The following is a 23442-nucleotide window of genomic DNA, read 5'->3' as shown; positions in this document are numbered from 1 at the left end:
ACATGGCCCTGTCGCGCCGCACCGGGCAACGATTCCAGAACTCTATCTGGCCGGGTTTCGTGGATGCGATGACCGGCCTTTTGCTGGTGTTGATGTTTGTGCTGACCATTTTCATGGTGGTGCAGTTTGTGCTGCGCGAAACCATCACCGGTCAGGAGGCGCAGCTAGATAACCTGTCGCTGGAAATCGCCGCATTGGCCGATGCGCTGGGGTTGGAGCAGAAGAAGACCGCAGATCTGACCGCGCAGGTTGGTGAGCTGGACGCAACGCTGGCAGAGGCACGTGACACCGCAGCGGCGCAGCAGGCTTTGATCGCATCGCTCACCGCGGACCGGGATGCGCAGGTTGCGGCCCTTGCCGCGGCGCGGAGCCAGATCACCGAATTTGAGGCGCAGGTGGCAACGCTGCTGGCGAGTCAGGCGCGCAATCTGGCCACCATCACGGATCTGGAACAGCAACGTGCTGACAATCAGGCGACCATTGAGACACTGGAAGGGGAGCGTGACGCGCTGAACCTGGCGCTGGCTCAAGCGCGCAGTGAAATTGACGCCCACGCTGAGGCGGCGCGACTGGCCGCAGCCAAACGTGAGGCGATGGAAGCCCTGATTGCCGATCTGCAATCTGACAACGCCGCCGCCGCTGATCAGAACGCCGCCCTGCTATCGCAGCTGGAACGGCTTGAAGGTGACAATGCCAACCTGATCACCAATAAAGCCGAGCTGGAGAAAGCTCTGGCGGATCTGGAACAGGCCCTGAACGAAGAAGAAAAGGCCCGGCTCGCCGAAGCGGCTGCGGCCGAGGCGCTGCGCGATAGGCTGCAGAATGCGGATGCGGAACTGACCTCGCTGACGCTGGCGTTGGAACAGCAGCGGCGTGAGGCGGAGGAGACCTTGACCCTGCTTGCCGCAGCGGAGGCCGCAAGCGCGGATCTGACCCAAAAACTGGCCGCAGCGCTGCTGGCGCAGGACAATGTTGCCGCCGAACTGGATCGCGCCCGCAAGGATCTGGAGGCCGCTCGTGGTGGCGCTGAAGCCACGGCATCACGCCTGTCGGATCTGGAAAACCAACTGGCTGCCGCCCTGGCTGAGATTGATGAGGGCACGCTGGAAATCGCCAACCTGCGCACCCGCCTTTCTGAGGCTGAGGCGCAGCTGGCCTCCTCCAACGGCCGTGCGGAGGAGTTGGAGGCCCAGTTGGCCGCTGAACGCGCCAGTCTCGAGGAGCGTTTGGCGCAAGCCCTGGCCGCCAAGCTGGAGGCGGAGGCCGGTGTAAAAGACGCCGAAGCGGCTTTGGCCGAAGCCTTGGCTGCCAAACTGGCGGCTGAGAAATCTATTGAAGCGGCGAAATTGGCGCAACAGGCTGCCGAAGCGCAGGCACAGGAAGCCCGCGATGCCATGTCCCTGACCGAAGCGGAATTGCAGGACGTTTTGGCCAAAGCTCTGGCCGAAAAACTGGCAGCGCAGCAACAAGCACGCGACGCGTTGAGTGAAGCTGAACGGCAGGAAACCCTGTTGGCCGCCGCCAAAACCACCCTGGCCGCACAGGAAGAACTGGCGTCAGAGGCGCAGAAACAACAGGCCCTGCTGAACCAGCAGTTGGCCGCCCTGCGCACCCAACTGTCCAGCCTGCAGGCAATCATTGATGATTACAAAGCCCGCGACGCCGCTGCCAAGGTGCAACTGGAAACGCTGGGCGCGGATCTGAACGCTGCCCTGGCCCGCGCCGCCGCCGAGGAACGCAAGCGCCGCCAGCTGGAAGAGGCTGAGCGCTTGCGTCTGGAGGAAGAGAAACGCCAGCTGGAAGCCGAAAAACAGGATCTGGAAAAATACCGTTCTGACTTCTTTGGCCGTCTGCGTGACCTCCTAGGCAATCAGGAAGGTGTGCGGATCGTCGGTGACCGTTTTGTCTTCTCCTCCGAGGTGCTCTTTGCCTCGGGCAGTGCCGATCTGTCGCTGGAAGGCGCGCAGGAAATTGCAAAAGTCGCCTCAATCCTGCGCGGCGTGATCGGTGACATCCCGGCCGAGATTGACTGGATCATCCGTGTTGATGGCCATACCGACAATCAGCCGCTTGGGGTTGGTGGCGTCTTTGCTGACAACTGGGAACTGAGCCAAGCCCGGGCGCTGTCGGTGGTGCGTTTCCTGGTGGAGCGTTTGGGCATCCCGCCAAACCGCGTCAGCGCAAATGGCTTTGGGGAATTCCAGCCAGTGAACCCGGCCAATACCGCTGAGGCGCGCGCCCAGAACCGTCGGATTGAGCTGAAACTGACTGAGCGTTAACGCAGCTTCACCCAGACCTGCCTTTCGGCCAAAACCGCGCTGTTGCGGATCAGTTTTGCAGTGGCCTGATAGCGCCCTGGTGCCCAACCGGTTGCGGGACGTTTTCGGCCAATGGCGCGGAAAAACAGCGGTTGGGCTTTGTCGAGTAAGATCCGTTTCTCCAGCACACGTGGGCCGGGGGCATCGCCGTCAGACGGGCCAAACAGGCTGAGGTGCAAGATATCGCCGGGTTGACTGCCGTAGGCATAGGCCCAGGTCACCAGCGCCGGCGCACTTTGATCCAGTTGATGGGTGTGTGCGCGGCCTGCCTTGATCTCAGAATACTCGGGCACTTTCAGTGCAAAGCCCAGATCGATCAGCCCGCCGGGCAGATAGGCGGGCACGTCGCGCCACAGCGCTGCGTCCAGACCGGCGTTGCAGCTGGTGGCATAGGGGGCGAAGGGATCCACGACCTGATCTTGTTGGCGCACCGAAATATGCAGATGCGGGAATTGCGTTTTGCCTGACAATCCAACCTGACCCAGCACAGCATTGGCCGCCACGCGCTGCCCGGTTTTCACCTGAAGTGATCCCTTTTTCATGTGGCAATATTGGGTGACCCAGCCGCCCCCGTGGTCAATCGCAACGCCATTGCCGCATTCCCGGCCAGCAATCGCCCCGGCGGTTTCCTTGCTGTAAAGCTGATCCGCCATGCCATCACGCGTGCCCCGCACAACACCCGGCGCGGCCGAGAGGACATCAACCCCTTGCGCCATCTGATCCAATGAGATCAGCGCGAAATCGGTGCCCTTGTGCCCATTGTAGCTGAGGGCGCCGCAGCCAAAATCCTGCACCCCGTCGCTGGCGTCGCGGTCCACGTAATACTGGATGTAACAGTCCTCACCCAAGGTGCAGTCGATTGGTTGCACCATGACCGGATCCGCCAGCATCATTGAGGGCAGGCAGGTCAGAAAGGCAGCGGTCAGACAGGCAGTGGTCAAACAGGCGGCGGTCATGCGGCGGCGCATAAGGGTCTCCGGTGGTGTGGGGCATAAAGTGGCAGCATGGTTTAATGGGGTCCAGTCATTGCGGTCTGCTGGATCACTCAAGTTGCAACTGAACCCGGTCAGACCGGCCCTTGGCGTCAATCACGGTAAGCGTGACAAAGCCCGGCCCGGGTGTGGGCAGTGCCACCTCCCGCAGCCGCGCGCCGGTCAGAACCGGGGTGCCATTGGCAAGGAAGGTGAAAGGCGGCGCGCCATCACGCAGCTTGGTGACCAGCCCAAAATCCCCCGACGCCAACCGGGCCCCATCCGGGGGGAAGGCGATCTTGGGCGCGTCAGCCTCCGCCTGAAAAACCGCTTTGCGGCCGCGGAACCGTTGCAGCGCCTGCGGCAGGTCTGCGGTGGTCAGGATCAGTGTTTCGGGGGGCGGTGGCGGCAGGGGGGTCGCCTTGGGTTTCAGCCGCTGAAACGCCTGAAACAGCACCGGTGCTGCCAGATCGCCGCCAAAGGCCCCGGGCACCGGTGTGCCATCGGGGCGGCCAATCCAAACGCCAATCACATGATCGCCGTCATAGCCGATGGCCCAGGCATCACGGTGGCCGTAGGACGTGCCAGTCTTATAGGCGATCCGCCAGGGCGCGGCGCCTGCGGGCGGCGGCAGATCGGCGAGGATATGGCCCACCTGCCAGGCGGCGGCGCGGCTGGTCAGGGACTGTGGCGCAGCCGGATCATTGAGGGCCTGTTGATGCAGCTGTATCGATTGACCACCATTGGCCAGACCGGCGTAAAGCTGCACCAGATCCCACAGGCTGATGCCAACGCCCCCCAGAGCCAATGCCAGACCGGGCTTGCCGCCGGGTAGTTTCGGCGCGGCGCCTGAGGCCCGCAGCCGCGCCATCAACCGGGTCGGCCCCAGCTCATGAGTGAGCAGAACCACCGGGATGTTCAGCGATTGGCGCAGCGCCTCACGGACCGGGATCTCGCCCCGGAAGGCACCGTCAAAGTTTTGCGGCGCATAGCCGTCAAAGGCCACGGGACGGTCATCGATCAGGGTTTCGGGATGTGCTAGACCTTGATCAAAGGCCATGGCGTAAACAAGCGGTTTCAGCGTGGATCCGGGGGAGCGAAGCGCGCGGGTCATATCCACATAGCCCTGCCCGCGACCGTCCCTGTAGCCCGCCGACCCGACAGAGGCCAGAACGGCACCGCTGTGGTGATCGGCCGCCAACACGGCGATGGACAGGCTGTCTTGCCTACCCCGCAGCGCCTGAGCGGCAAGCCGGGCGATTTCTGCCTGTAGCCCCGCGTCCAGGGTCAGGTCATGGCGTTGCCTGTCAGGTGCAGCGGTGCGTGCCAGATCGGCCGCATGAGGTGCCAGCACCGGGAAGGCATGGCGGATGGTCGGCACCGGATCAAATCGCGCCACCGCCAGATCTTCGTCGCTTAGCTGGTCAAAGGTTTTGCCCCGCTCCAACACCCGGTCACGGGCGGCCTCTGCCCGGATGGGATGGCGGTCAGGCCGGCGGCGTTCCGGCGATTGCGGCAGGGCGACCAGCAGCGCGGCCTCCGCCGGGGTGAGGCGCAGCGGCTCCTTGCCAAAATAGGCCAGCGTTGCGGCGCGGATCCCCTCCAGATTGCCACCATAGGGGGCGAGGTTCAGGTAGAGCGTCAGGATCTCAGCCTTGCTGAGCCGTTGTTCCAGCGCCAGTGCCAGCCGGATCTGCCGGATCTTGCCAGACCAGCGCCCGGTGGGGCCGCCCTCCAGCAGGCGGGCCACCTGCATTGTCAGGGTTGAGGCGCCTGACACCACCCGGCCATGTCTCAGCCCCTGCCACGCCGCCCGCAGCATGGCGCGCGGATCGATGCCCTGATGCTGCCAGAACCGGCGATCCTCATAGGTGGTGAGCAGGGTGACAAAGCTGGGGTCCACATCCGACAGTGTGACGGGCAGACGCCAACGGCCATCAGCAACTGTATAGGCGCGCAGCAAGGCGCCGTTGCGATCACGCACCTCGACTGACTGTTCCAGCGCCAGTGGCGGCACCACAGTTGCTGCGATCCAGTCCGCCCCGATATCGCGTAGAGCCGCGCCCCCCCAGAGGAGCGCGACCAGCACAAAAGGGGCGGTGCGGCGCATCACTGCGCGATGACCAAACGGCCAGAGGCCGTGTTGGCGCGATATTCTGGCCGGTACATATCCTCAACCACTGCTGCTGGATGGTGGAACTCACCCGGTGAGATCGCCCGCACGATATAGGCCAGATCAAAGGGTTGGTCCGACCGCCAGTTCACCGCGGTCAGGAAGCGATCGGCACGGAACTCACTATGTTCGCCCTCCACCGGGTCCAGCCATTCCATGCCGCGAATATCGCCCTGTCGCAGCAGGTTGGGATTGTCGATCTCAAATCCGGCTGGCAAGGGATCATTGACCATCAGCCGTGCCCCGCCTTTTTCGGCCGGGTAGATCGACAGCACCGTGACCAGCCGGTCGCCGGTTTTCACCGATGACAGATCAACCTTTTCACCCTCCACCGTGTAGTAGCTGCGCTTCATCCGGTAGCCATAACCGCGCGCCTCGGTCGCGCCTGCGGGCACGCCCTCGGTCGTGAGGGTGATCTGCGTGGGTTGGCTGCTGGTGTTGGTCACGGTCAGCGGCTGCAGGTCCAGACCATCCTCAACCATGCGCACAAATGGTCCTTCGACCGTGGCGCCGTTCAAAGTCAGCCCGCTGAGGCTGGGCTGCTGCACCAAGGCCTGCGCCGCCATCAGGGACCAGACGGTTTCCTGTGTCGACATTTCGGGCCCGGCAGCACCTAGGCGTTGCATCAGCCGGGGCTGATCCACGGCGGTGCTCCCTGCCTCAACCGCCAGCGACAAAACCGCGGCGCTGTCGCGCAGTCGGGTGCCATAGTCGGCACGCCAGATGTTGCGCTCGGGCCCGGCTTCGGCGCGGATCTGGGCCGCGGCCAAGGCAAACATCGCGTCAGAACGGGTCTGATCGCCATATTGCGCCAGCGCCGCCCCCAGCTGTGCCGCCCCCATTGGGGTGGTGAAGGCCTGACCTTTCACATCTGCATAGTAGCGCAGATCCCCCATCGAGGCAGCGCCTTCGCGGGCCAGGACCATCAGCGCATAGGCCAATGCCTCGCCGCCTTCGTCGAAATCAGCGGCGTAGTTCACTCGGTTGCGCAGATTGTCCATCGCCATGCGGAAGGCCAGATCAGGCACCTGATATCCGGCAGCCCTTGCCCGGCTGAGGAAATCGCTGACATAGGCGTCCAGCCACAGATCACCACTGTCCGGTCGCCACAGGCCAAAGGCGCCATTGCGGCTTTGCCGGGTGAGCACCTTCTCAATCGCTTGATCGATGCGCAGCTGGATCCGGTCCTGACCGCCCAAGCCCAAGGCTTCGTTCACGGAGCTGAGGTAAAGGAGCGGCATCGCCTGACTGGTGACCTGTTCGGTGCAGCCATAGGGGTAGCGATCCAGACGCGCCAGCAGGGCCGGGGCATTCAGTTTGGCCAGCGGGCCGGCGGACAGAACTGCCGCGCCACTGCCGCGCCGCAGATTGGCAAAGACGTTCTGATCCAGCGTGAAGCTTTGCCCGGCGGCCAGATCAAACCGTCGGGTGGTGGCGGTGACCGGATCATTGTTGCGCACGCCAAGGGTCAAGTCCTTGATCAGCTGTTTGCCATCGGGTGTGGTCAGGGCAACCCGCAGGCTGTGATCGCCCACATCTGCCGCGATGACGGGCACCTCAAACACCGCCTTGCCCTGAGCGGCCAGCGACACGGTCTGCGGCACGCCGCTGGTGTCAAGTTGCAGCCCGCTAGCGGATAGATCCAGCCGCATCTCACCTGCAGGGCCGGTGGCATGCACCACTTCCAACAACAGGCGGGACCGATCCCCGGGGGCCAGGAATCGCGGCAGGCTGGCGGTCACCACAACGGGATCACGCACCAGCACATCGGCCTCGGCCTGACCGACACCGGTTTTGGACCAGGCTATTGCCATCAGCCGCACCGTGCCGTTGAAGGCCGGCAGGTCAAACTGCACCTCTGCCCGTCCGTCAGCGCCAACAGTCACCGGACCGGTGAAATAGGCCACCAGCTCCTCGGTCGGGGGTGGGGACTGGAAGGCGTTGCTGCTGCTGGCATCCCCGCCCGAGCGGATCTGCCCCATCGCCCCATCCATGCCGTTGATCAACCGGCCATAAAGATCGCGGATCTCAACCCCCAGACGGCGTTGACCGAAATAGTGGGTGGAGGGATCGGGGCTGTCAAAACCGGTGATGTTCAGAATACCCAGATCCACCGCAGCTACCGTCACATAGGCGGTTTCACCGGGGGGCACGCCAGCCACCTTGATGGCTGCGTTCAATGGTCCACGTGGGCTGGCCTCGGCGGGGGTGTCGATGCTGACGCGCAGCTGTTTGTCGCCGGGATCCACCCGCGCGTAGGACAGGCCAAGGGCGCGGGCCGGGTTGTGCCCGGCGGCCACATCCATCGGGCGGATCACCTGCGCGGTCACATAGGCCCCGGCGCCCCAGTCATCGGTGACAGGCACCGGGATCAGGTTTTCACCGGCCTCAACCTCCACCGCCTGCATGGCGATGACGCGGTTGGACATGACGGTGACCAGGGCCTTGCCCGCATAGCGCGGCACCAGTCGCAACTGCGCTGTATCGCCGGGGCGATAGGCGGGTTTGTCCAGCGACAGCTCCAGCGTATCTGGCGTTTTGGAGGTATCAGCCGGTGCGTACCAACCGGCGTAGAAACTGCTGGAGGCGGAGATCGGATCGCCTTCGGTGCTTTCCACCACCAATTCGTAATTGCCCCAATCAACCGGTACGGTGACCGTCAGGGGCTGTGCCCCCAGCGTTGCGATACCTGATGTCACCGGCTTGCGGGTGGTGATCGGTTCCCATTCCCAGCTGCCCCATTGCTGATACCACTGGTAACGGGTGGTAACGCGGTTGAGCGTCCAGCGCACGGGCATGTTCACCGGCTCCATCTGCGGGCCAAGCGCAATGACCTGCAGGTCGGCGGTTGTGCCCTCTGGAACCACATCTTCAAACATCTGTTTGATGCCGATGATCGGGCCCGCGGGCGCCAGATCACGGCTGAGCCTACGTTCCACGGGGCGGCCAGACCCTTCGGCCAATGTAACGATCACCTCAGCCTGCAGGGGGCGATCGGCATTGCTGGATTCGGGCAGGGCAACGGGCACGGTGGAGCGTCCATCCGCGTCGGTGTCAGCACCGCCAAAAAACTCGGTCCGGGGGGCAAAGCGGACATCCTGACGGCCAAAGCGGTAGCCGGGATAGTCCTGCACCTCACCCGCGTCGCGCAGAATGACCGTGCCTTGCGGCGTCAATCCGGCAGCGGGGGCCCCGAAGAGATAGCGTGCCTCCACCGTCATCAGCGGGCTGTCCCCCGGGCGGATGGTACCCTTGGGCAGGCTCAGGTCGAAATCGATCCGTTCCGGCAGGAAATCCTCCACCAGAACATTGGCGTTGGCCAAGGCAGGGGCGTCGACATCGGCTTTCACCTCCAGCCGCCAACTGCCGCGCGGCACGGTGGGGCTGAGCGGTAGGGCAAAGACATGACCGCCCGCCACTGCACCCTGTGACAGGTGGCGGCTGTGTTCCACGCCGTCCGGACGGGTCAGGATGGCGGTGATCGGCAGATCCTCCAGCGCCTCGGCCAGGTTGCTGCGGGTCAGAACGGTGGCATGGATGGTTTCACCGGCGCGGTAGGCGCCGCGATCCGTGCTGACAAAAACATCAATTGCCGGGCTGGGCGCGCGGCCTTCAACGCCACGGTCCGACAGATCGAAAGCAGCATCTTTCAACGACAGAAAGGTCACATCCGCATCGCCGTTTTCCACCACCAACAGGGCAGGTGCGGCAGATCCCTGGCCCATGGTCAGACCGGGGGAAAACAGCCCATGACCTGCGTCATCCAAGGTCACTTTGCCCAGCACCCGGTTGGAGCGTGAGATCAGCGTCGCCTCCACCCCGGCCAGCGCCTCCGCGGAGCTGAGCGCGCGGGCAAAAACATGCAGGCCATCGGTGCCCGCGAATGTGGTGACGCCCAGATCGGACAGCACGAACCATTGCATCGCGTCCGGTTCATCATAGGGGTCAGCACCGGGCACCTGCGCCTGCAGCACATAGATGCCAGCGGGCAGATCGGCGATCACCTCACCCATCGGCAGGCGGGTGGTCATTTCGCGGTTCAGTTCATTTTGAACCTCCCCTTCGCCTTCCCAGACGGTTTCCGCGATATTGGCGCTGAAATCCTGTGTCTCCCAGTAGGAAAGCGGACGACCGAAATACTGTTCCTGAACAGCCCGCAGCAGGTTGCGGTCGCTGACCCGGCTGAGTTTCAGGTCCAGCCGGTCCAGATTAAGGGTTTCAATCGGCAGGCCAGCATCGGGCGATTTGGGCAGCACATAGGCGCGGCTGGGGAAGCGGGCGCTGGGCGAGCGGTCACGGATATACTGGGCCAATGTCACATCTTTGGCTGTCACCTCGCCATTGTCGGCAGGCAGACCGGCGCGGTAGGTAATCTGCACCCGTTCGCCATGGGTGAATCCCTCCACACACAGGCGTTTGCCGCTGGCACTGACCGCCAGATCCTCACTGGGCAGTTTCAGATAGGGGGTGTAGTCAAAGCCTGCGGTTTTCAGCTTCTCCGAAAACTCGGCGCAGACCCGGGGCGAGGCATTGTCACTTTCAGCGTCGTGTTCCGTGATGCGGAAGCCATATTTGCCGATCGCATCGTCCAGACGTTCGTCAATCTCTTGCCAGCCGGGTTCCAGATCCTTGGCCAACCGCAGTGCTGGCACCATATCGCGGCCGCGATCGCGGATTTGGAAGGCATCGGCCAGAACCATCAGCGCATCCGCGGCGGTGGCGGTGTTGGTTGCGCGCAGGTAGCCGTTCATCGCCGCCCAGAGGCCCCGGCGTTCATAGCGGCTGCGGGTGTCATTGCTGACATTCGCAGCGCGCAAGGACAGGCGGGCGTATTCCACCCATTGATCGGCAGCATCCGTGTGCGACAGCGCGGCGCCGGCCCAACGCATTGCGTTGACCCAATCGCCCGCCTGGCGGCGCGAGGCGGCGCTGCTCAGCAGTGTTTCAACCGGGTAATGCCCGCCGGGATGGGTCCAGCCCAGTTTCTGAGCCTGCGCGCGGGCCTGGCTGATATCATTGGGGCCAAGGAAGGCGGTTGCGGCGGCCGCACGCGCTGCGGCGATGGCTTTCAGTGCGGGTAGGGTGGCCAGAAATTCCCCGGACCAGGCACCTTCATAGGGTTGGCGATCGGTGATCTGGGATTTTGGGAAACAGGCATTGGATTTCTGGTTGAAGGTAAAGGCCTTGCAGCTGGGATCGTTCAGGCACAGCCGTTCACAAGCGCCATATTCCGTATCAAACAGCGCCTGCAGGTCTGAGCCATAGAAATCCGTATCACGCGACAGCAGCAGGCGGCGTTCTGGCAGTTCCCCCTCGGCAAGGGTCGGGCTGGGAATGGATAAGGTGAGTGAAAGCGCACTCAAAAGTGCCGCAATGACCGGTTTCATGAAGATCCTCCTCAAATCCAATGCCCTGAATATGAAGAGAATGCTGCCAGCCACAGGCCGAATCAGCAAGGTGGGGTTTCCACCGGTCGATGCCGGGGCGCGGAATCCGGCTCAGACCCCCGCTGATATTTTCGATTAATCTGTCCGGGGATCAGGCGGCTTTGGCCTGAGCGGCCTCATCCCGCAGGAAGACCCAGTTGTTGCCCTCGGTCAGATCCGGCTGGAACTGGTAACCGCCAAGGTCAAAATCCTTGATCGCCTGCGGATCGACCAGACGGTTCTGGATGATGAACCGCGCCATCGACCCACGCGCCCGTTTGGCGTAGAAGCTGACGATTTTCGGCACGCCGGCCTTCTCTTCCATGAACACAGGCGTGATCACCTGCGGTTTCAGCGCTTTCAGATCCACTGCGCCAAAGTATTCCTGGCTGGCACAGTTGATCAGCGTGTCGGTGTCAATCACCTCAGCCTGCGCGTTCAGCGCCTCGGCGATATCGCTGCCCCAATATTCATAGAGGTTCTTGCCGCGCGGGTTCTCCAGGCGGCTGCCCATTTCCAGACGGTAGGGCTCAATCGCGTCCAGCGGGCGCAGCAGACCGTAAAGACCGGACAGAATGCAGAAATGGTCCTGTGCCCAAGCCAGTTCTTCGGCCTCAAGCGAGGAGGCTTCAAGTCCCTGATAGGTGTCGCCGGCAAAAGCCAGTGCCGCTGCCTTCGTTTCCTGCGCGCCATAGTTGGCAAAGCGTTCGGCGTTCAGCTTGCCCAGAGCTTCAGAAATTTTCATCAGCTTCATCAGGTCCGCGACGGATAGATCGCGCGCCACTTCTGCCAGCTCTGCCGCCCGTTCAGGAAACCGCATTTTGGTGGTCTTGATGCCCTCAACCGGGGTCATGTCCATCTTTTTGGCGGGCGAAACGGTGATCAGCATGGCAGCGTTGGATCCTTGCGGTTTGGTCTGGTCTGTCTCTAACTTAGAATCGTTCTAACCGGCTTCAAGCACAACGTCCAGAAAAGCCGCAGCAAATCTTTCGGCGCGTTTGTCCCCCAGCAATCGTTCCATCGCAGAAGGGTCCTGCGGTTTCATCTGCGCGACCTTCGCCAGCAGCGACGCGGAACAGCTGAGCGGCTTATCCAGCCCTTCCGGTCCGCGGCTCAGATCGGCCTGCACTTCCAGCAGACGATCATAAAGCGACCCGGCCTCACGGCCCGCCAGTTTGCGCCGTTGCGGGTGCACGTCCTCAACCGTGCCGGTGATGATGGCCAGGAAATCGGCGCCATAGCGTTCCAGCTTCTTGGCGCCCACCCCGTTGATCCGTGCCATGCCGTCCAGATTGGTCGGACGCGTCTCGGCCATTTCGATCAGGGTGCGGTCGTTGAAGATCACATAGGGTGGCACGTTGCCGGCCTCGGCCAGCGCCCGACGTTTGGCCTTCAGCGCCGAGAGCAGCGGCGCGTCTTCTTCGCTGACCAGCGCCTTCACGGCGGGACGGCGTTTGGCTGAGGTGATGCTGTCCTTGCGCAGGGTGATCTTTTCCTGATCGCGCAGGATCGGCAGCGCGGTGTCTGTCATGCGCAGGGCACCGTGGCGTTCGGGATCAGGGCGGATCAGGTCATGCCCCATCATCTGCCTGAAAATCGCCTGCCATTGCGGTCGGGTATAGGCCTTGCCCACCCCAAAGGTCGGCAGGTCGTCATGCCCACGGGCGCGGATGCGGTCGTTGGTGTTGCCCAGCAGGATCTCAATCAGGTGACCGGAACCATACCATTCCTCCGTGCGCAGGATCGCTGACAGCGCCATACGCACCGGTTGGGTGCCGTCAAACAGCTCCGGCGGAGTATCACAGAGGTCGCATTTACCGCAGGTCACTTCGGTCTCACCAAAATACCCCAGCAGATTATTGCGCCGACATTCCAAGGCCTCGGCCAGACCCAGCAATGCGTTCAGCCGTGCGTGATCGGCCATGCGGCGTTCGGGTGGAGCAAGGCCTTCGTCAATCTGGTTGCGGCGCAGGCGGATGTCATCGGGGCCGAACAGCGTCAGTGTTTCCGCTGGTCCACCATCGCGGCCTGCGCGACCGATTTCCTGATAATAGGCTTCGATGGATTTCGGCAGATCCGCGTGGGCGACCCAGCGGATATCGGGCTTATCCACCCCCATACCAAAGGCCACGGTGGCCACCACGATCAGCCCATCCTCTTTCTGGAACCGCGCTTCGGTGATGCGGCGATCCTCGGCCTCCATCCCGCCGTGATAATGCGCGGCGGCATGGCCGTTTTCGCGCAGGGCGGCGGCCAGCTTTTCGGTTTTCGAACGGGTGCCACAATAAACAATGCCGGACTGGCCTTTGCGGGCGGCGGCAAAGTTCAAAATCTGGGTGCGCGGGTTGTTCTTGGCAGCAAAGGCCAGATGGATGTTGGGCCGGTCAAAGCCGCGTAGGAAGGTGGCGGGCTGTTCGCCATCAAACAGGCGATTGACGATCTCAGCCTGGGTTTCGGCATCTGCGGTGGCGGTGAAGGCCGCCAGAGGCACGCCAAGCGTACGGCGCAATTCGCCAATGCGCAGATAGTCGGGGCGGAAATCATGCCCCCATTGGCTGACACAATGTGCCTCATCCACGGCGATTAGATTGACGTTGATCCGCCGCAGCATTCCCAGGGCCGACCCGGCGCTCAGCCGTTCCGGCGCGATATAGAGCAGCTTCAACCGCTCTTCTTCCAGCGCCTGCCAGACCTGATCGGTTTCTTCCTGCGTGTTGCCAGAGGTCAGCGCGCCAGCTTCAATCCCGGCTTCGCGCAGGCCCCGCACCTGATCGCGCATCAAAGCAATCAGCGGGGAGATCACAACAGTGACGCCGTCGCGCATCAGGGCAGGCAATTGGAAACACAGGGATTTGCCCCCACCCGTGGGCATAATGGCCAGGGTGTTCTGGCCATTGGCAACAGCTTCAACAACCTCTTCCTGCCCGGGGCGGAAGGCGTCAAAGCCAAAATAATCGCTCAGAAGCGTGGCAGCGCTTGGCATGGTTTCCTGCAAGATTGTCTATATCTGCTCTTGCAGCAGTTTTCCCATACCAAGGCTAGGGGGACAAGCCCGGAAGACCGGACCTGTCAAATTCATCCGTCACGTGTTGGCGCAGATGCCCGTCGCGCGTCGGCTTAATAGAAGGCCGAGATGTTGTTCATCAGGATGATGCGGATGGCGTAGATGCCGACCAGAACCACCAGCGGCGCCAGATCGATGCCGCTCATCGGGGGCAGAATGCGGCGCACGGGGGTGTAGATGGGTTCCAGAATGCGGTTCAACATGTACCAGATCTGGCCCACCAGCTGCTGCCGGACGTTGAGAACCTGAAAGTTGATCAGCCAGGACATGATCACATGGGCGATCAGGAAGAACCAAAGAATATCAAGCACCAGCAGAAGGATCTGGATCAGGGACAGCATAGGCAGGACCTCAAATTGAACGTTCCGACAAGAGGTAAGCGCCAGAAGCCTCTGGCGCAAGTCTGCAGCGCATGTTGACGCGGGGTTTTGGTTGACCTTGGTGGGGTAAAATTAAACTGAGCGGTTCAGAAAACCTCCTCTCGTCGTAACAGGACCTGCCGCATGTACCCCTTTCTGCGCCTGCTCAAAGAATTCGTGAAATTCCGCAACGCCGCCCCGCTGGACTTCAACGATACCCATATCTCGCACCACCGGGTCTGGCCCTGGGACATCGATCAGTTCATGGAGCTGAACAATGGCCGCACCCTGATGCTTTATGATCTGGGTCGTTTCACCATGGGGATGCGCGCGGGTTTGATGAAGTCGCTGCGCCGCAATGGTTGGGGCTTGGCCGTGGCCGGTGTATGTGTGCGCTATCGCCGCCGGTTGCGCCCGTTTGAACGGTTTGAGATGCGCACCAAGGGGCTGGGCTGGGATGATCGGTTTTTCTACATCGATCAGCAGATCTGGAAGGCAAATGGCGAATGCGCCAACCACGCGGTCTTTCGCACGGCGGTTACCGATCGCAATGGCATGATCTCCCCCGAGGTGGTGCGGCTGGATGTCGGATCTGAGGCCGCCAATCAGGAACTGCCGGGTTGGGTCAAACAGTGGCTTGCCGCCGAAGACAACCGCCCCTGGCCGCCGCAATAAGGCTGCTGGCACCGCCCGCCCCCTTCCCCTAAGGGCAGGGCGGTTCAGTCCAAGATAGACTTGCCAGCGTTACATTTCGCCTGCCATAACCCCACTGGGGAAGAGAGAATTTTTGAGGGGCGAGACATGCGCAAGCGCATCTGGGGATGGTTTTTCTTTGACTGGGCGTCACAGCCTTACAACACACTTCTGATTACTTTCATTTTTGCACCATACGTTCAGGAATTGATCGGTGATGGGGCAGAGGCACAGGCGGCCTGGGCCTTTGGCATTGCCGCCGCCGGTTTTGTCATTGCACTGCTGGCACCGATCCTTGGGGCCCTTGCGGATGCGGGGGGCAACCGCCTGCGCTGGATCTGGGGCTTTTCGCTGATGTATGTGATCGGCTCCTTCGGGCTGTGGTTCGCCGCGCCGGACAGTTTTGATCTGACCACAACCCTGTTCCTGTTTGCCATTGGCATGATCGGGATGGAATTCGCGACGATTTTCACCAACTCCATGCTGCCGGATCTGGGCAGCAAAGAAGAGATCGGCAAAATCTCGGGCAACGGCTGGGCCTTTGGCTATCTGGGTGGCTTGGTTGCGCTGGTGGTGATGCTGGTGTTCTTTGCCGAAAGCGCAGCAACTGGCAAAACCTTTGTCGGCCTGTCCCCCGCGCTGGGACTGGACGCCGAAGCGCGTGAAGGCACGCGTTTTGTCGGGCCGCTGACCGCGATCTGGTACATCGTCTTTATGGTCCCCTTCTTCCTTTGGGTGCGCGATCCTAAACCAGCCAAAGCGGCAAAAGGGGCCGTCAAAGGCGCGCTGACCAGCCTGGCCGGAACGCTGAAAGGCCTGCCACAGACGCCATCGCTTTTTGCTTATCTGGGCAGTTCGATGTTCTACCGCGATGCGCTGAACGGCATGTACACCTTCGGCGGCATCTACGCGGCCGGTGTGCTGAAGTGGAGCGTCGTGGACACCGGTATCTTCGGCATTCTGGCGATCATCTCGGGCGCGATTTTTGCCTGGGTTGGGGGGCGTGCTGACGCGCGCTTTGGTCCCAAGCCAGTGATCACGCTCTGTATTCTGGTGCTGAGCTTCGTTGCGATCTCAATCGTTTTTGTGTCTCGCGACAGCGTCTATGGCGTCCCGGTTGCGGAGGGCTCAAAACTGCCTGACATCGCCTTTTATGTTCTGGGCGCGCTGATCGGTGCCGCGGGTGGCGTGATCCAATCGGCCAGCCGGACCATGATGGTGCGTCAGGCCAATCCCGAAAAGATGGCGGAAAGCTTCGGCCTCTATGCTTTGGCGGGCAAAGCGACCTCGTTCCTGGCACCTGCGCTCATTGGTGTGGCAACGGCAGCGACGGGCAGCCAGCAACTTGGCGTTTCTCCGCTTATCGCGCTTTTCCTTTTGGGTCTGATCTTGCTACGCTGGGTGAAACCAGAAGGGGACCAACCCGCATGGCAAGACCAGTCAGAAAACGCGCCGGGCTGATCACGGGGCTGATCGCACTGACCGCAGTGCTCACCGCCTGTATGGGCGGCGAGGACCGCCAGGTGACCCTTGCCAGCCAGCAGGAAATCCCCGCCGAAATGCGAAAAGTGCCCGCCAAACAGCTGTTTGGGGCAAAGGCACAAGGATCGCAGCAGGCGCCAAAGCCCCATGGCAGCTACGCCAATGGCTGTATCGCCGGGGCAGAGGAACTGCCGGAAACTGGGCCCACTTGGCAGGCAATGCGGCTCAGCCGCAACCGCAATTGGGGCCATCCTGACACCATCGATTTTCTGAAAGACCTTTCGGCCAAGGCCGCCACCCTGCCGGGGTGGGAGGGGCTTTATATCGGTGACATCAGCCAACCGCGTGGTGGTCCGATGCTCAGCGGGCATCGCAGTCACCAATTGGGGCTGGATGCTGATATCTGGATGCTGCCGCCCACCCGTCTGGACCTGACAGAGGCGGAGCGGGAAAACATCTCATCCATCTCGCTGCGCCGGGCCAAGGGCGCCTATGTGAACGGTTTCTGGACTGCGCAACATCAAGAGGTGCTGAAAGCCGCGGCCTCTGATCCGCGGGTTGCCCGGATCTTTGTCTTCCCGGGGGCCAAGGTGCAGATGTGCAAAGACGCCAAAGGCGATCGCAGTTGGCTGCGCAAAATCCGGCCCTGGTGGGGACATCACTATCATTTCCACGTGCGCCTCTCCTGCCCGAAGGGTGTGAAAGGCTGTAAAGATCAGGCGCCCATTCCTGCGGGCGACGGCTGTGAAGCGGCAGAAAGCTGGGTGCAGGACATTTTGAACCCGCCGCCACCGCCGCCGGTTGATCCCAACGCGCCGAAACCCAAACCCAGAAAAGAACTCACAATGGCGAGCTTGCCTGCCCAATGCGTAAACGTTTTGCAATCGCGCTAGCGGCGCTGATCGGGCTGGCCTTCACGTTTGCGGGTAGCGCACAGACCTTTTCCAAGCTGCAGTTCGAATCGCGTGTTGTCTGGAAAGAACAGTTTGCTGGTTTCGGCGGGCTGTCCGCGCTGGAACTGGCAGATAACGGTCGTGATTTTCTTGCGCTGACCGATCGGATGATCCTGTTGCAGGGACGTCTGAGCCGCGAAAATGGCCGGATCTCTGGTGTGGAACTGCTGCGCCATGAGCCGTTGAAACTGCCCAAGGGCATGACCCTGAAAGCGCGACATAGGGATTCCGAAGGCCTGGCGCTGCGCCCGGACGGGACGTTATTTGTCAGCACCGAACGATTGAACCAAGTCTGGCGATATGATCGCGCCTTTGGGGCCGCAAAACAGCTGCCGCAGCATCCCGATTTTCGCACGTTTTATGGCAATGCCGGGATGGAGGCACTGGCGATTGATCGGCGCGGTCAGATCTACACCGTGCCTGAATCCAGCCCGAAGAACCGCGATGGCCTGCCGCTTTACCGTTTGACGTCAAAGGGATGGCAGATCCTTTTTTTCATCGCGCCGGTGGATGGCTTCGACCCTGTCGCGGCGGACTTTGGCCCGGATGGCAAGTTTTACCTGCTGGAGCGTAAGTTCAGCGGCATCGGCTTTCGCAGCCAGTTGCGCCGATTTGATCTTGGCGCCTTTGACCCGGTGGGTGAGCGCCTGCTGACCACGGCGGTGGGGCGGCATGACAACCTCGAAGGCCTGTCCGTCTGGCGCGATGACACCGGGCAAATCCGTCTGACGATGGTGGCTGATGATAACTTCAAGTTCTTTCAGACCAGCGAAATCGTCGAATATGTCCTGACGGAACCCAAGGCCCAAAGCGCCGTCAAACCCCTTGCCAAGATGGTTGCGAGCCTTTAAACGCCGCCCGTCCCTTTATGAAAAAGGGGCCAAGTCGCCGCTACCTTGTCAAAACGGAAAACTGACATGAACAAATATCTCCCTGGCATTCTTGCCATGGCGGCCGTTGTTGTCGCCTCAAACATCCTGGTGCAATTCCTGTACGGCCAATGGCTGACCTGGGGCGCCTTTACCTATCCGATCGCATTCCTCGTCACTGACGTGATGAACCGCGTCTATGGCGTGGGCCCGGCCCGTCGCGTTGTTGTCGCCGGTTTCATCGTTGGTGTGATCTGCTCGCTCATCGGCACGCAGATTATGCTGCAGGGCGATGGCTACACCTATCCGGCGGTCACGCTGCGTATCGCTATTGGATCTGGCACCGCCTTCCTGGTGGCGCAACTGACCGACGTTGCGGTCTTCAACCGCCTGCGTGAAGGCGCATGGTGGCGGGCGCCTCTGGCCTCGACCTTGATTGGGTCGTCGCTCGACACCGCGATCTTCTTCACCATTGCATTCTCGGGCGCGCTGACCTTCATCGAGCCGGGCAATGATGTGTCCTGGGCCGGTGAAATGCTGCCGCTGCTGGGCGCAGGTCCGGTTGCACCGCTCTGGGTGTCGCTGGGTTTCGCGGACTGGTTGGTGAAACTGTCGCTGGCTTTGTTGGCACTTGTGCCATTTCGCATCATCGTGGGGTCGCTTACTGCACGCACCACATGATTTTGTTTTGACATTGAGCAAATCTGTGTCACGCTGAGGTTATCCAAAACTTCAGAAAGGAGGTGCTCTAGTGTCTAATGGGATCATGGAGAACGGTATCGGGACAATTCTGGAGGATCGGAGCTGAGGCAACCCTTGGCTCATGAGCCGCTGGAGTTGGTAGGAACCTAACCGGACCACCTCCTTCAACCCTTGGGGTCGGGCCTGTCATCAGGTGCGGCCCTTTTCTTTTGCCTCCCTTTCTTTTTGCGGCTGGATCGACGATTTAGGGCTCATGTTACGTGTCACCGACGAAATCAGCATCGCCGACTGGGAGTTGAGCGAACAGTTCATCCGGGCCTCGGGCCCCGGTGGACAGAACGTCAATAAGGTCTCCACCGCGGTCGAATTGCGCTTTGAGGCTGAGCGGTCGCCCAATCTGCCCGGTCCTGTGAAGGCACGTCTGAAGCGACTGGCCGGGCGGCGCTGGACCAAAGACGGTGCGGTGATCCTGTTTTGTGATGAAACCCGCAGTCAGGCCCGCAATCGCGATCTGGTGCGGGAACGGCTGGTGGAGCTGATCGAAAAAGCCACCCATCGCCCGAAACGCCGCATTCCCACCAAACCCACCAAGGGCAGCCAACGCCGCCGGATTGAGGCCAAGAAACAACGCGGTGAGGTTAAAGCCCTGCGCGGCAAGGTGTCTGGCAGCGATTGATCACGGCTTGGGCCGCAGCCCGTAGGTAAATCTACGGTCTGTTCCTGTTGTCGTCACAGGCGCATAGTGCCGGGATGCAAACATCCGTACTCGACAGTCGTTATTCCTGGGGGCGTTTGGCCCTGTCCCTGCTGATCGGTTTGATTGGCAATGTGGGGATGTGGGTGGTCATCATGGTGATGCCCGACATTCAGGCTGAGTTTGATCTGGAACGCGCCGAAGCATCCTACCCCTATGTCTGGACCATGGTCGGGTTTGCCCTTGGCAATTACCTGATTGGTCTGTTGGTGGATCGATACGGGATCGTACGGGTCCTTTCGGGGATGAGCCTTGTGATGGCCGCGGGCTTTGCCCTTGCCGCCGTGACCCCAACTTTTTTCATCGTCTCGGTGCTGCATTTGTTGATCGGCTTGGGCACGGCGGCCAGCTTTGGCCCGTTGATCGCAGATATCTCACTTTGGTTTGAGCGTCGGCGCGGCATTGCGATCGCGATCATCGCCAGTGCCAACTACCTGTCGGGTGCCTTCTGGCCGGTGGTGCTGTCGGGGCATTTGGCCAGTGACGGCTGGCGTGGTGTCTATATGGTGCTGGCGCTGATCATCGCCGTCTCCGTCCCGCCGCTGACGCTGCTGTTGCGCCGCCGTCTACCCCTGTCAGAAATGTCTGCCGCTGTGGCCCAAGGTGCCGCTGCCGGCGGGATCGGTGGCCTGAGCCCGCGCCAAATCGCGCTGATCCTTGGCGTTGCCGGGATTGCCTGTTGCGTCGCGATGGCGATGCCTCAGGTGCATATCGTGGCGCTTTGTGTGGATCTCGGGTTTGGACCGGCGGTCGGGGCAGAAATGCTGTCTCTGATGTTGCTGGGTGGCGTGGCCTCGCGATTGATTTCGGGCCTGTTGGCGGACCAGCTGGGGGGGATCCCCACCTTGCTGATCGGTTCGGCGCTGCAAATGCTGGCGCTGTTTCTCTACCTGCCGTTTGACGGGTTGGTGTCCCTTTACGTGGTGTCGACGATCTTTGGCCTGGCGCAGGGCGGCATTGTGCCCTCCTACGCCGTGATCGTGCGGGAGTTGATGCCCGCGAAAGAGGCCGGGCGCTGGGTGGGCTTTGTGATGATGTCGACCATCGTTGGTATGGCCTTCGGCGGTTGGCTGTCCGGGGTGATCTATGACATCAGCGGCAGTTACCAACTGGCGTTCTGGAACGGCATTGTCTGGAACCTCGGCAACATCTTCATCATCACCTACATCTTCCTCTCGGCACGCCGGGAACGCCAAACCGCGCAGGCGTGATCTGATCAGACCCGCGCAAAAGAAAACCGGCCCGCGAATGGGCCGGTTTCCAATTGTCTATGATGTGCGGATCAGTCGGCGGTCAGCAGCGGTGGCTTGTCGCCCGCGATCTGCGCCTTTTTCGGCCCTTCGATCCGCAGATCCAGCTCGCCATCTTTGATGCCGACCTTGACGACGCCGCCTTTGGTCAGCTTGCCAAACAGCAGCTCCTCGGCCAGCGGCTTCTTCAGGTGTTCCTGAATGACACGGCCCAGCGGGCGGGCGCCCATTTTATCGTCATACCCTTTGTCCCCCAGCCATTCGGCGGCGGGACGGGTCAGTTCGATCTGCACGTTGCGGTCCATCAGCTGGGCCTCAAGCTGTAGCACAAACTTCTCAACGATCTGCAGGATCACCTCTTTCGGCAGCGCGCCGAAGCTGACAACTGCATCCAGACGGTTGCGGAATTCCGGGGTGAAGGTCCGTTCAATCGCGGCGGTATCCTCACCCTCACGGCGGTCACGACCAAAGCCGATGGCCGCTTTTGACATTTCCGCAGCACCCGCGTTGGAGGTCATGATCAGGATCACATTGCGGAAGTCCACAGTGCGGCCGTTGTGATCGGTCAGCTTGCCGTGGTCCATCACCTGCAACAGGATGTTGTAGACATCCGGGTGGGCTTTTTCGATTTCATCGAGCAGCAGCACACAATGCGGATGCTGGTCCACACCGTCGGTCAGCATGCCGCCCTGATCAAAGCCAACATAGCCCGGAGGGGCACCGATCAGGCGCGATACCGCGTGTTTCTCCATGTACTCGGACATGTCAAAGCGCAGCAGTTCCACACCCAGCTGATCGGCCAGCTGTTTCGCCACCTCGGTTTTACCCACACCGGTCGGACCGGCGAAGAGGTAGTTGCCGATGGGTTTTTCAGGCTCACGCAGACCGGCACGGGCCAGTTTGATGGCGCTCGACAGCGCTTCGATGGCCGGATCCTGACCGAAGACAACGCGTTTCAGCGATTTCTCCAGATCTTTCAGCACCTCAGCATCGTCCTTGGAGACGTTCTTTGGTGGGATACGGGCGATCTTGGCCACAACGCCTTCGATCTCTTTCACGCCGATGGTTTTGCGGCGCTTGCTTTCCGCCACCAGATGCTGGGCGGCGCCCGCTTCGTCAATGACGTCAATCGCCTTATCCGGCAGTTTGCGGTCATTGATATAGCGCGAGGACAGTTCGACAGCGCTTTTGATCGCATCATTGGTGAATTTGATGCCGTGGTGATCCTCAAAGTAAGGCTTTAGGCCCTTCAGGATCTTGATCGAATCCTCGACCGACGGCTCATTCACGTCGATTTTCTGGAAACGACGGCTGAGCGCGCGGTCTTTTTCAAAGTGCTGACGGAACTCTTTATAGGTGGTGGAGCCCATGCAGCGCAGCTTGCCGCCTTGCAGCGCAGGCTTCAGCAGGTTCGAGGCATCCATTGCCCCACCCGAGGTGGCGCCAGCCCCAATCACGGTATGAATTTCGTCAATGAACAGCACGGCGTCGGGATGCTCTTCCAGTTCCGTCATCACGGCCTTCAGGCGTTCCTCAAAGTCACCGCGATAGCGGGTGCCGGCCAACAAGGCGCCCATGTCGAGCGAATAGATGGTGGTGTTTGACAGAACCTCAGGGGTTTCGCCGGCCACAACCTTGCGCGCCAGACCTTCTGCGATGGCGGTTTTGCCAACACCGGGATCGCCCACCAGCAGCGGATTGTTCTTACGGCGGCGGCACAGCACCTGAATGCAGCGTTCCACCTCATGGGTGCGGCCGATCAGCGGATCGATGTCACCCTTCTGCGACTTCTCATTGAGGTTCACACAGTATTTGCCAAGCGCGGATTCTTTCGGATCCACGGTTTCCGCGCTGCCCATATCGCCATGCAGGCTTTCCTCAGTGCTTTCTTCGGCACCGCTGACTGGGCGTGCTTCACCGTAAGAGGGATCTTTGGCAACGCCATGGGCGATGAAGTTCACCGCATCATAGCGTGTCATGTCCTGTTCCTGCAGGAAGTAGGCGGCGTTGGATTCACGTTCGGCAAAGATCGCAACCAGCACATTGGCGCCGGTCACTTCGGTGCGGCCCGAGCTTTGGACGTGGATCGCGGCGCGCTGGATCACCCGCTGGAAGGCGGCGGTCGGCACAGCCTCAGACCCTTCGACGTCGGTGACCAGGTTGCTGAGATCATCGTCAATGAATTCGACCAGCGTGCTGCGCAGGTCTTCGGTGTCTACCGAGCAAGCTTTGAGAACACGCATCGCGTCCGGCTCATCGATCAACGCTAACAGCAGATGCTCCAGCGTTGCGAATTCGTGTTTGCGCGCGTTGGCCAGGGCCAGGGCTGCGTGAATCGCCTGTTCCAGCGTGTTCGAGAATGAAGGCACAGTTAGCGCTCCTTCCTGATTTGGGTCGAAAGACCGTGAAGTGCGGTGTCCTCTACTCT

Annotated in this window: 15 protein-coding genes; 8 read left to right on the top strand and 7 right to left on the bottom strand. The window is 61.4% G+C overall.

Annotation, left to right across the window (positions count from 1 at the left end; genetic code table 11):
- Nucleotides 1–2 precede the first annotated feature (2 nt).
- Nucleotides 3–2279 (top strand): peptidoglycan -binding protein, encoded by a 2277-nt coding sequence (locus tag TL5118_RS16115; protein ID WP_058245346.1) that lies wholly within the window; start codon nt 3–5, stop codon nt 2277–2279.
- Here TL5118_RS16115 and TL5118_RS16110 read toward each other — a convergent pair.
- The 6 genes from TL5118_RS16110 to TL5118_RS16085 form a co-directional block, all read right to left on the bottom strand.
- A complete protein-coding gene (locus TL5118_RS16110) occupies nt 2276–3286 on the bottom strand; it encodes a M23 family metallopeptidase (RefSeq protein ID WP_242601802.1) in 1011 nt (336 codons plus the stop codon). The genes TL5118_RS16115 and TL5118_RS16110 overlap by 4 nt on opposite strands.
- Before the next feature lie 73 nt (nt 3287–3359).
- Entirely contained in the window at nt 3360–5402 is a 2043-nt protein-coding gene (pbpC, locus tag TL5118_RS16105; RefSeq protein WP_370701687.1) for a penicillin-binding protein 1C, read from the bottom strand.
- The gene (locus TL5118_RS16100; protein WP_058245344.1) at nt 5399–10849 is read right to left on the bottom strand and encodes an alpha-2-macroglobulin family protein; all 5451 of its coding nucleotides are present in this window, start codon (nt 10847–10849) and stop codon (nt 5399–5401) included. The genes pbpC and TL5118_RS16100 overlap by 4 nt, the downstream gene beginning before the upstream one ends.
- Nucleotides 10850–11000: 151 nt before the next feature.
- Entirely contained in the window at nt 11001–11777 is a 777-nt protein-coding gene (yaaA, locus tag TL5118_RS16095) for a peroxide stress protein YaaA (protein ID WP_058245343.1), read from the bottom strand.
- A gap of 54 nt (nt 11778–11831) precedes the next feature.
- Nucleotides 11832–13871, bottom strand: coding sequence for a DNA helicase RecQ (recQ, locus tag TL5118_RS16090; protein WP_058245342.1), 2040 nt, complete (start codon nt 13869–13871; stop codon nt 11832–11834).
- Between the two features lie 134 nt (nt 13872–14005).
- The gene (locus TL5118_RS16085; protein WP_058245341.1) at nt 14006–14293 is read right to left on the bottom strand and encodes a YggT family protein; all 288 of its coding nucleotides are present in this window, start codon (nt 14291–14293) and stop codon (nt 14006–14008) included.
- Nucleotides 14294–14455: 162 nt separating this feature from the next.
- Here TL5118_RS16085 and TL5118_RS16080 point away from each other — a divergent pair, with 162 nt between their 5' ends.
- The 7 genes from TL5118_RS16080 to TL5118_RS16050 all read left to right on the top strand — a co-directional run bounded on the left by TL5118_RS16080 (nt 14456) and on the right by TL5118_RS16050 (nt 20975).
- Nucleotides 14456–14986 carry an acyl-CoA thioesterase gene (locus TL5118_RS16080; RefSeq protein WP_058245340.1) on the top strand — a complete coding sequence of 177 codons (531 nt, stop codon included), beginning with the start codon at nt 14456–14458 and terminating at the stop codon, nt 14984–14986.
- 126 nt (nt 14987–15112) lie between these two features.
- On the top strand, nt 15113–16465 hold the full coding sequence (locus TL5118_RS16075) for an MFS transporter (protein WP_058245339.1): 1353 nt from the start codon (nt 15113–15115) through the stop codon (nt 16463–16465).
- A gap of 98 nt (nt 16466–16563) precedes the next feature.
- Nucleotides 16564–17379, top strand: coding sequence for a penicillin-insensitive murein endopeptidase (gene mepA / locus TL5118_RS16070; RefSeq protein WP_242601804.1), 816 nt, complete (start codon nt 16564–16566; stop codon nt 17377–17379).
- Nucleotides 17352–18290 carry an esterase-like activity of phytase family protein gene (locus tag TL5118_RS16065; protein ID WP_058245337.1) on the top strand — a complete coding sequence of 313 codons (939 nt, stop codon included), beginning with the start codon at nt 17352–17354 and terminating at the stop codon, nt 18288–18290. The genes mepA and TL5118_RS16065 overlap by 28 nt, the downstream gene beginning before the upstream one ends.
- Before the next feature lie 66 nt (nt 18291–18356).
- A complete protein-coding gene (locus TL5118_RS16060) occupies nt 18357–18989 on the top strand; it encodes a queuosine precursor transporter (protein WP_058245336.1) in 633 nt (210 codons plus the stop codon).
- A gap of 274 nt (nt 18990–19263) precedes the next feature.
- A complete protein-coding gene (arfB, locus tag TL5118_RS16055; RefSeq protein WP_058245335.1) occupies nt 19264–19686 on the top strand; it encodes an alternative ribosome rescue aminoacyl-tRNA hydrolase ArfB in 423 nt (140 codons plus the stop codon).
- A 74-nt stretch (nt 19687–19760) separates the two neighbouring features.
- The gene (locus TL5118_RS16050) at nt 19761–20975 is read left to right on the top strand and encodes an MFS transporter (RefSeq protein WP_058245334.1); all 1215 of its coding nucleotides are present in this window, start codon (nt 19761–19763) and stop codon (nt 20973–20975) included.
- Between the two features lie 71 nt (nt 20976–21046).
- Here TL5118_RS16050 and clpA read toward each other — a convergent pair whose 3' ends face one another.
- The gene (gene clpA, locus TL5118_RS16045; RefSeq protein ID WP_058245333.1) at nt 21047–23383 is read right to left on the bottom strand and encodes an ATP-dependent Clp protease ATP-binding subunit ClpA; all 2337 of its coding nucleotides are present in this window, start codon (nt 23381–23383) and stop codon (nt 21047–21049) included.
- Nucleotides 23384–23442: the final 59 nt, after the last annotated feature.

This window comes from Thalassovita autumnalis, assembly GCF_001458255.1.
In the GTDB taxonomy this organism is placed as follows: Bacteria; Pseudomonadota; Alphaproteobacteria; order Rhodobacterales; family Rhodobacteraceae; genus Thalassobius; species Thalassobius autumnalis.
Note: the sequence above shows the minus strand (reverse complement) of the source record. Positions and strands in the feature narration are given on the sequence as shown.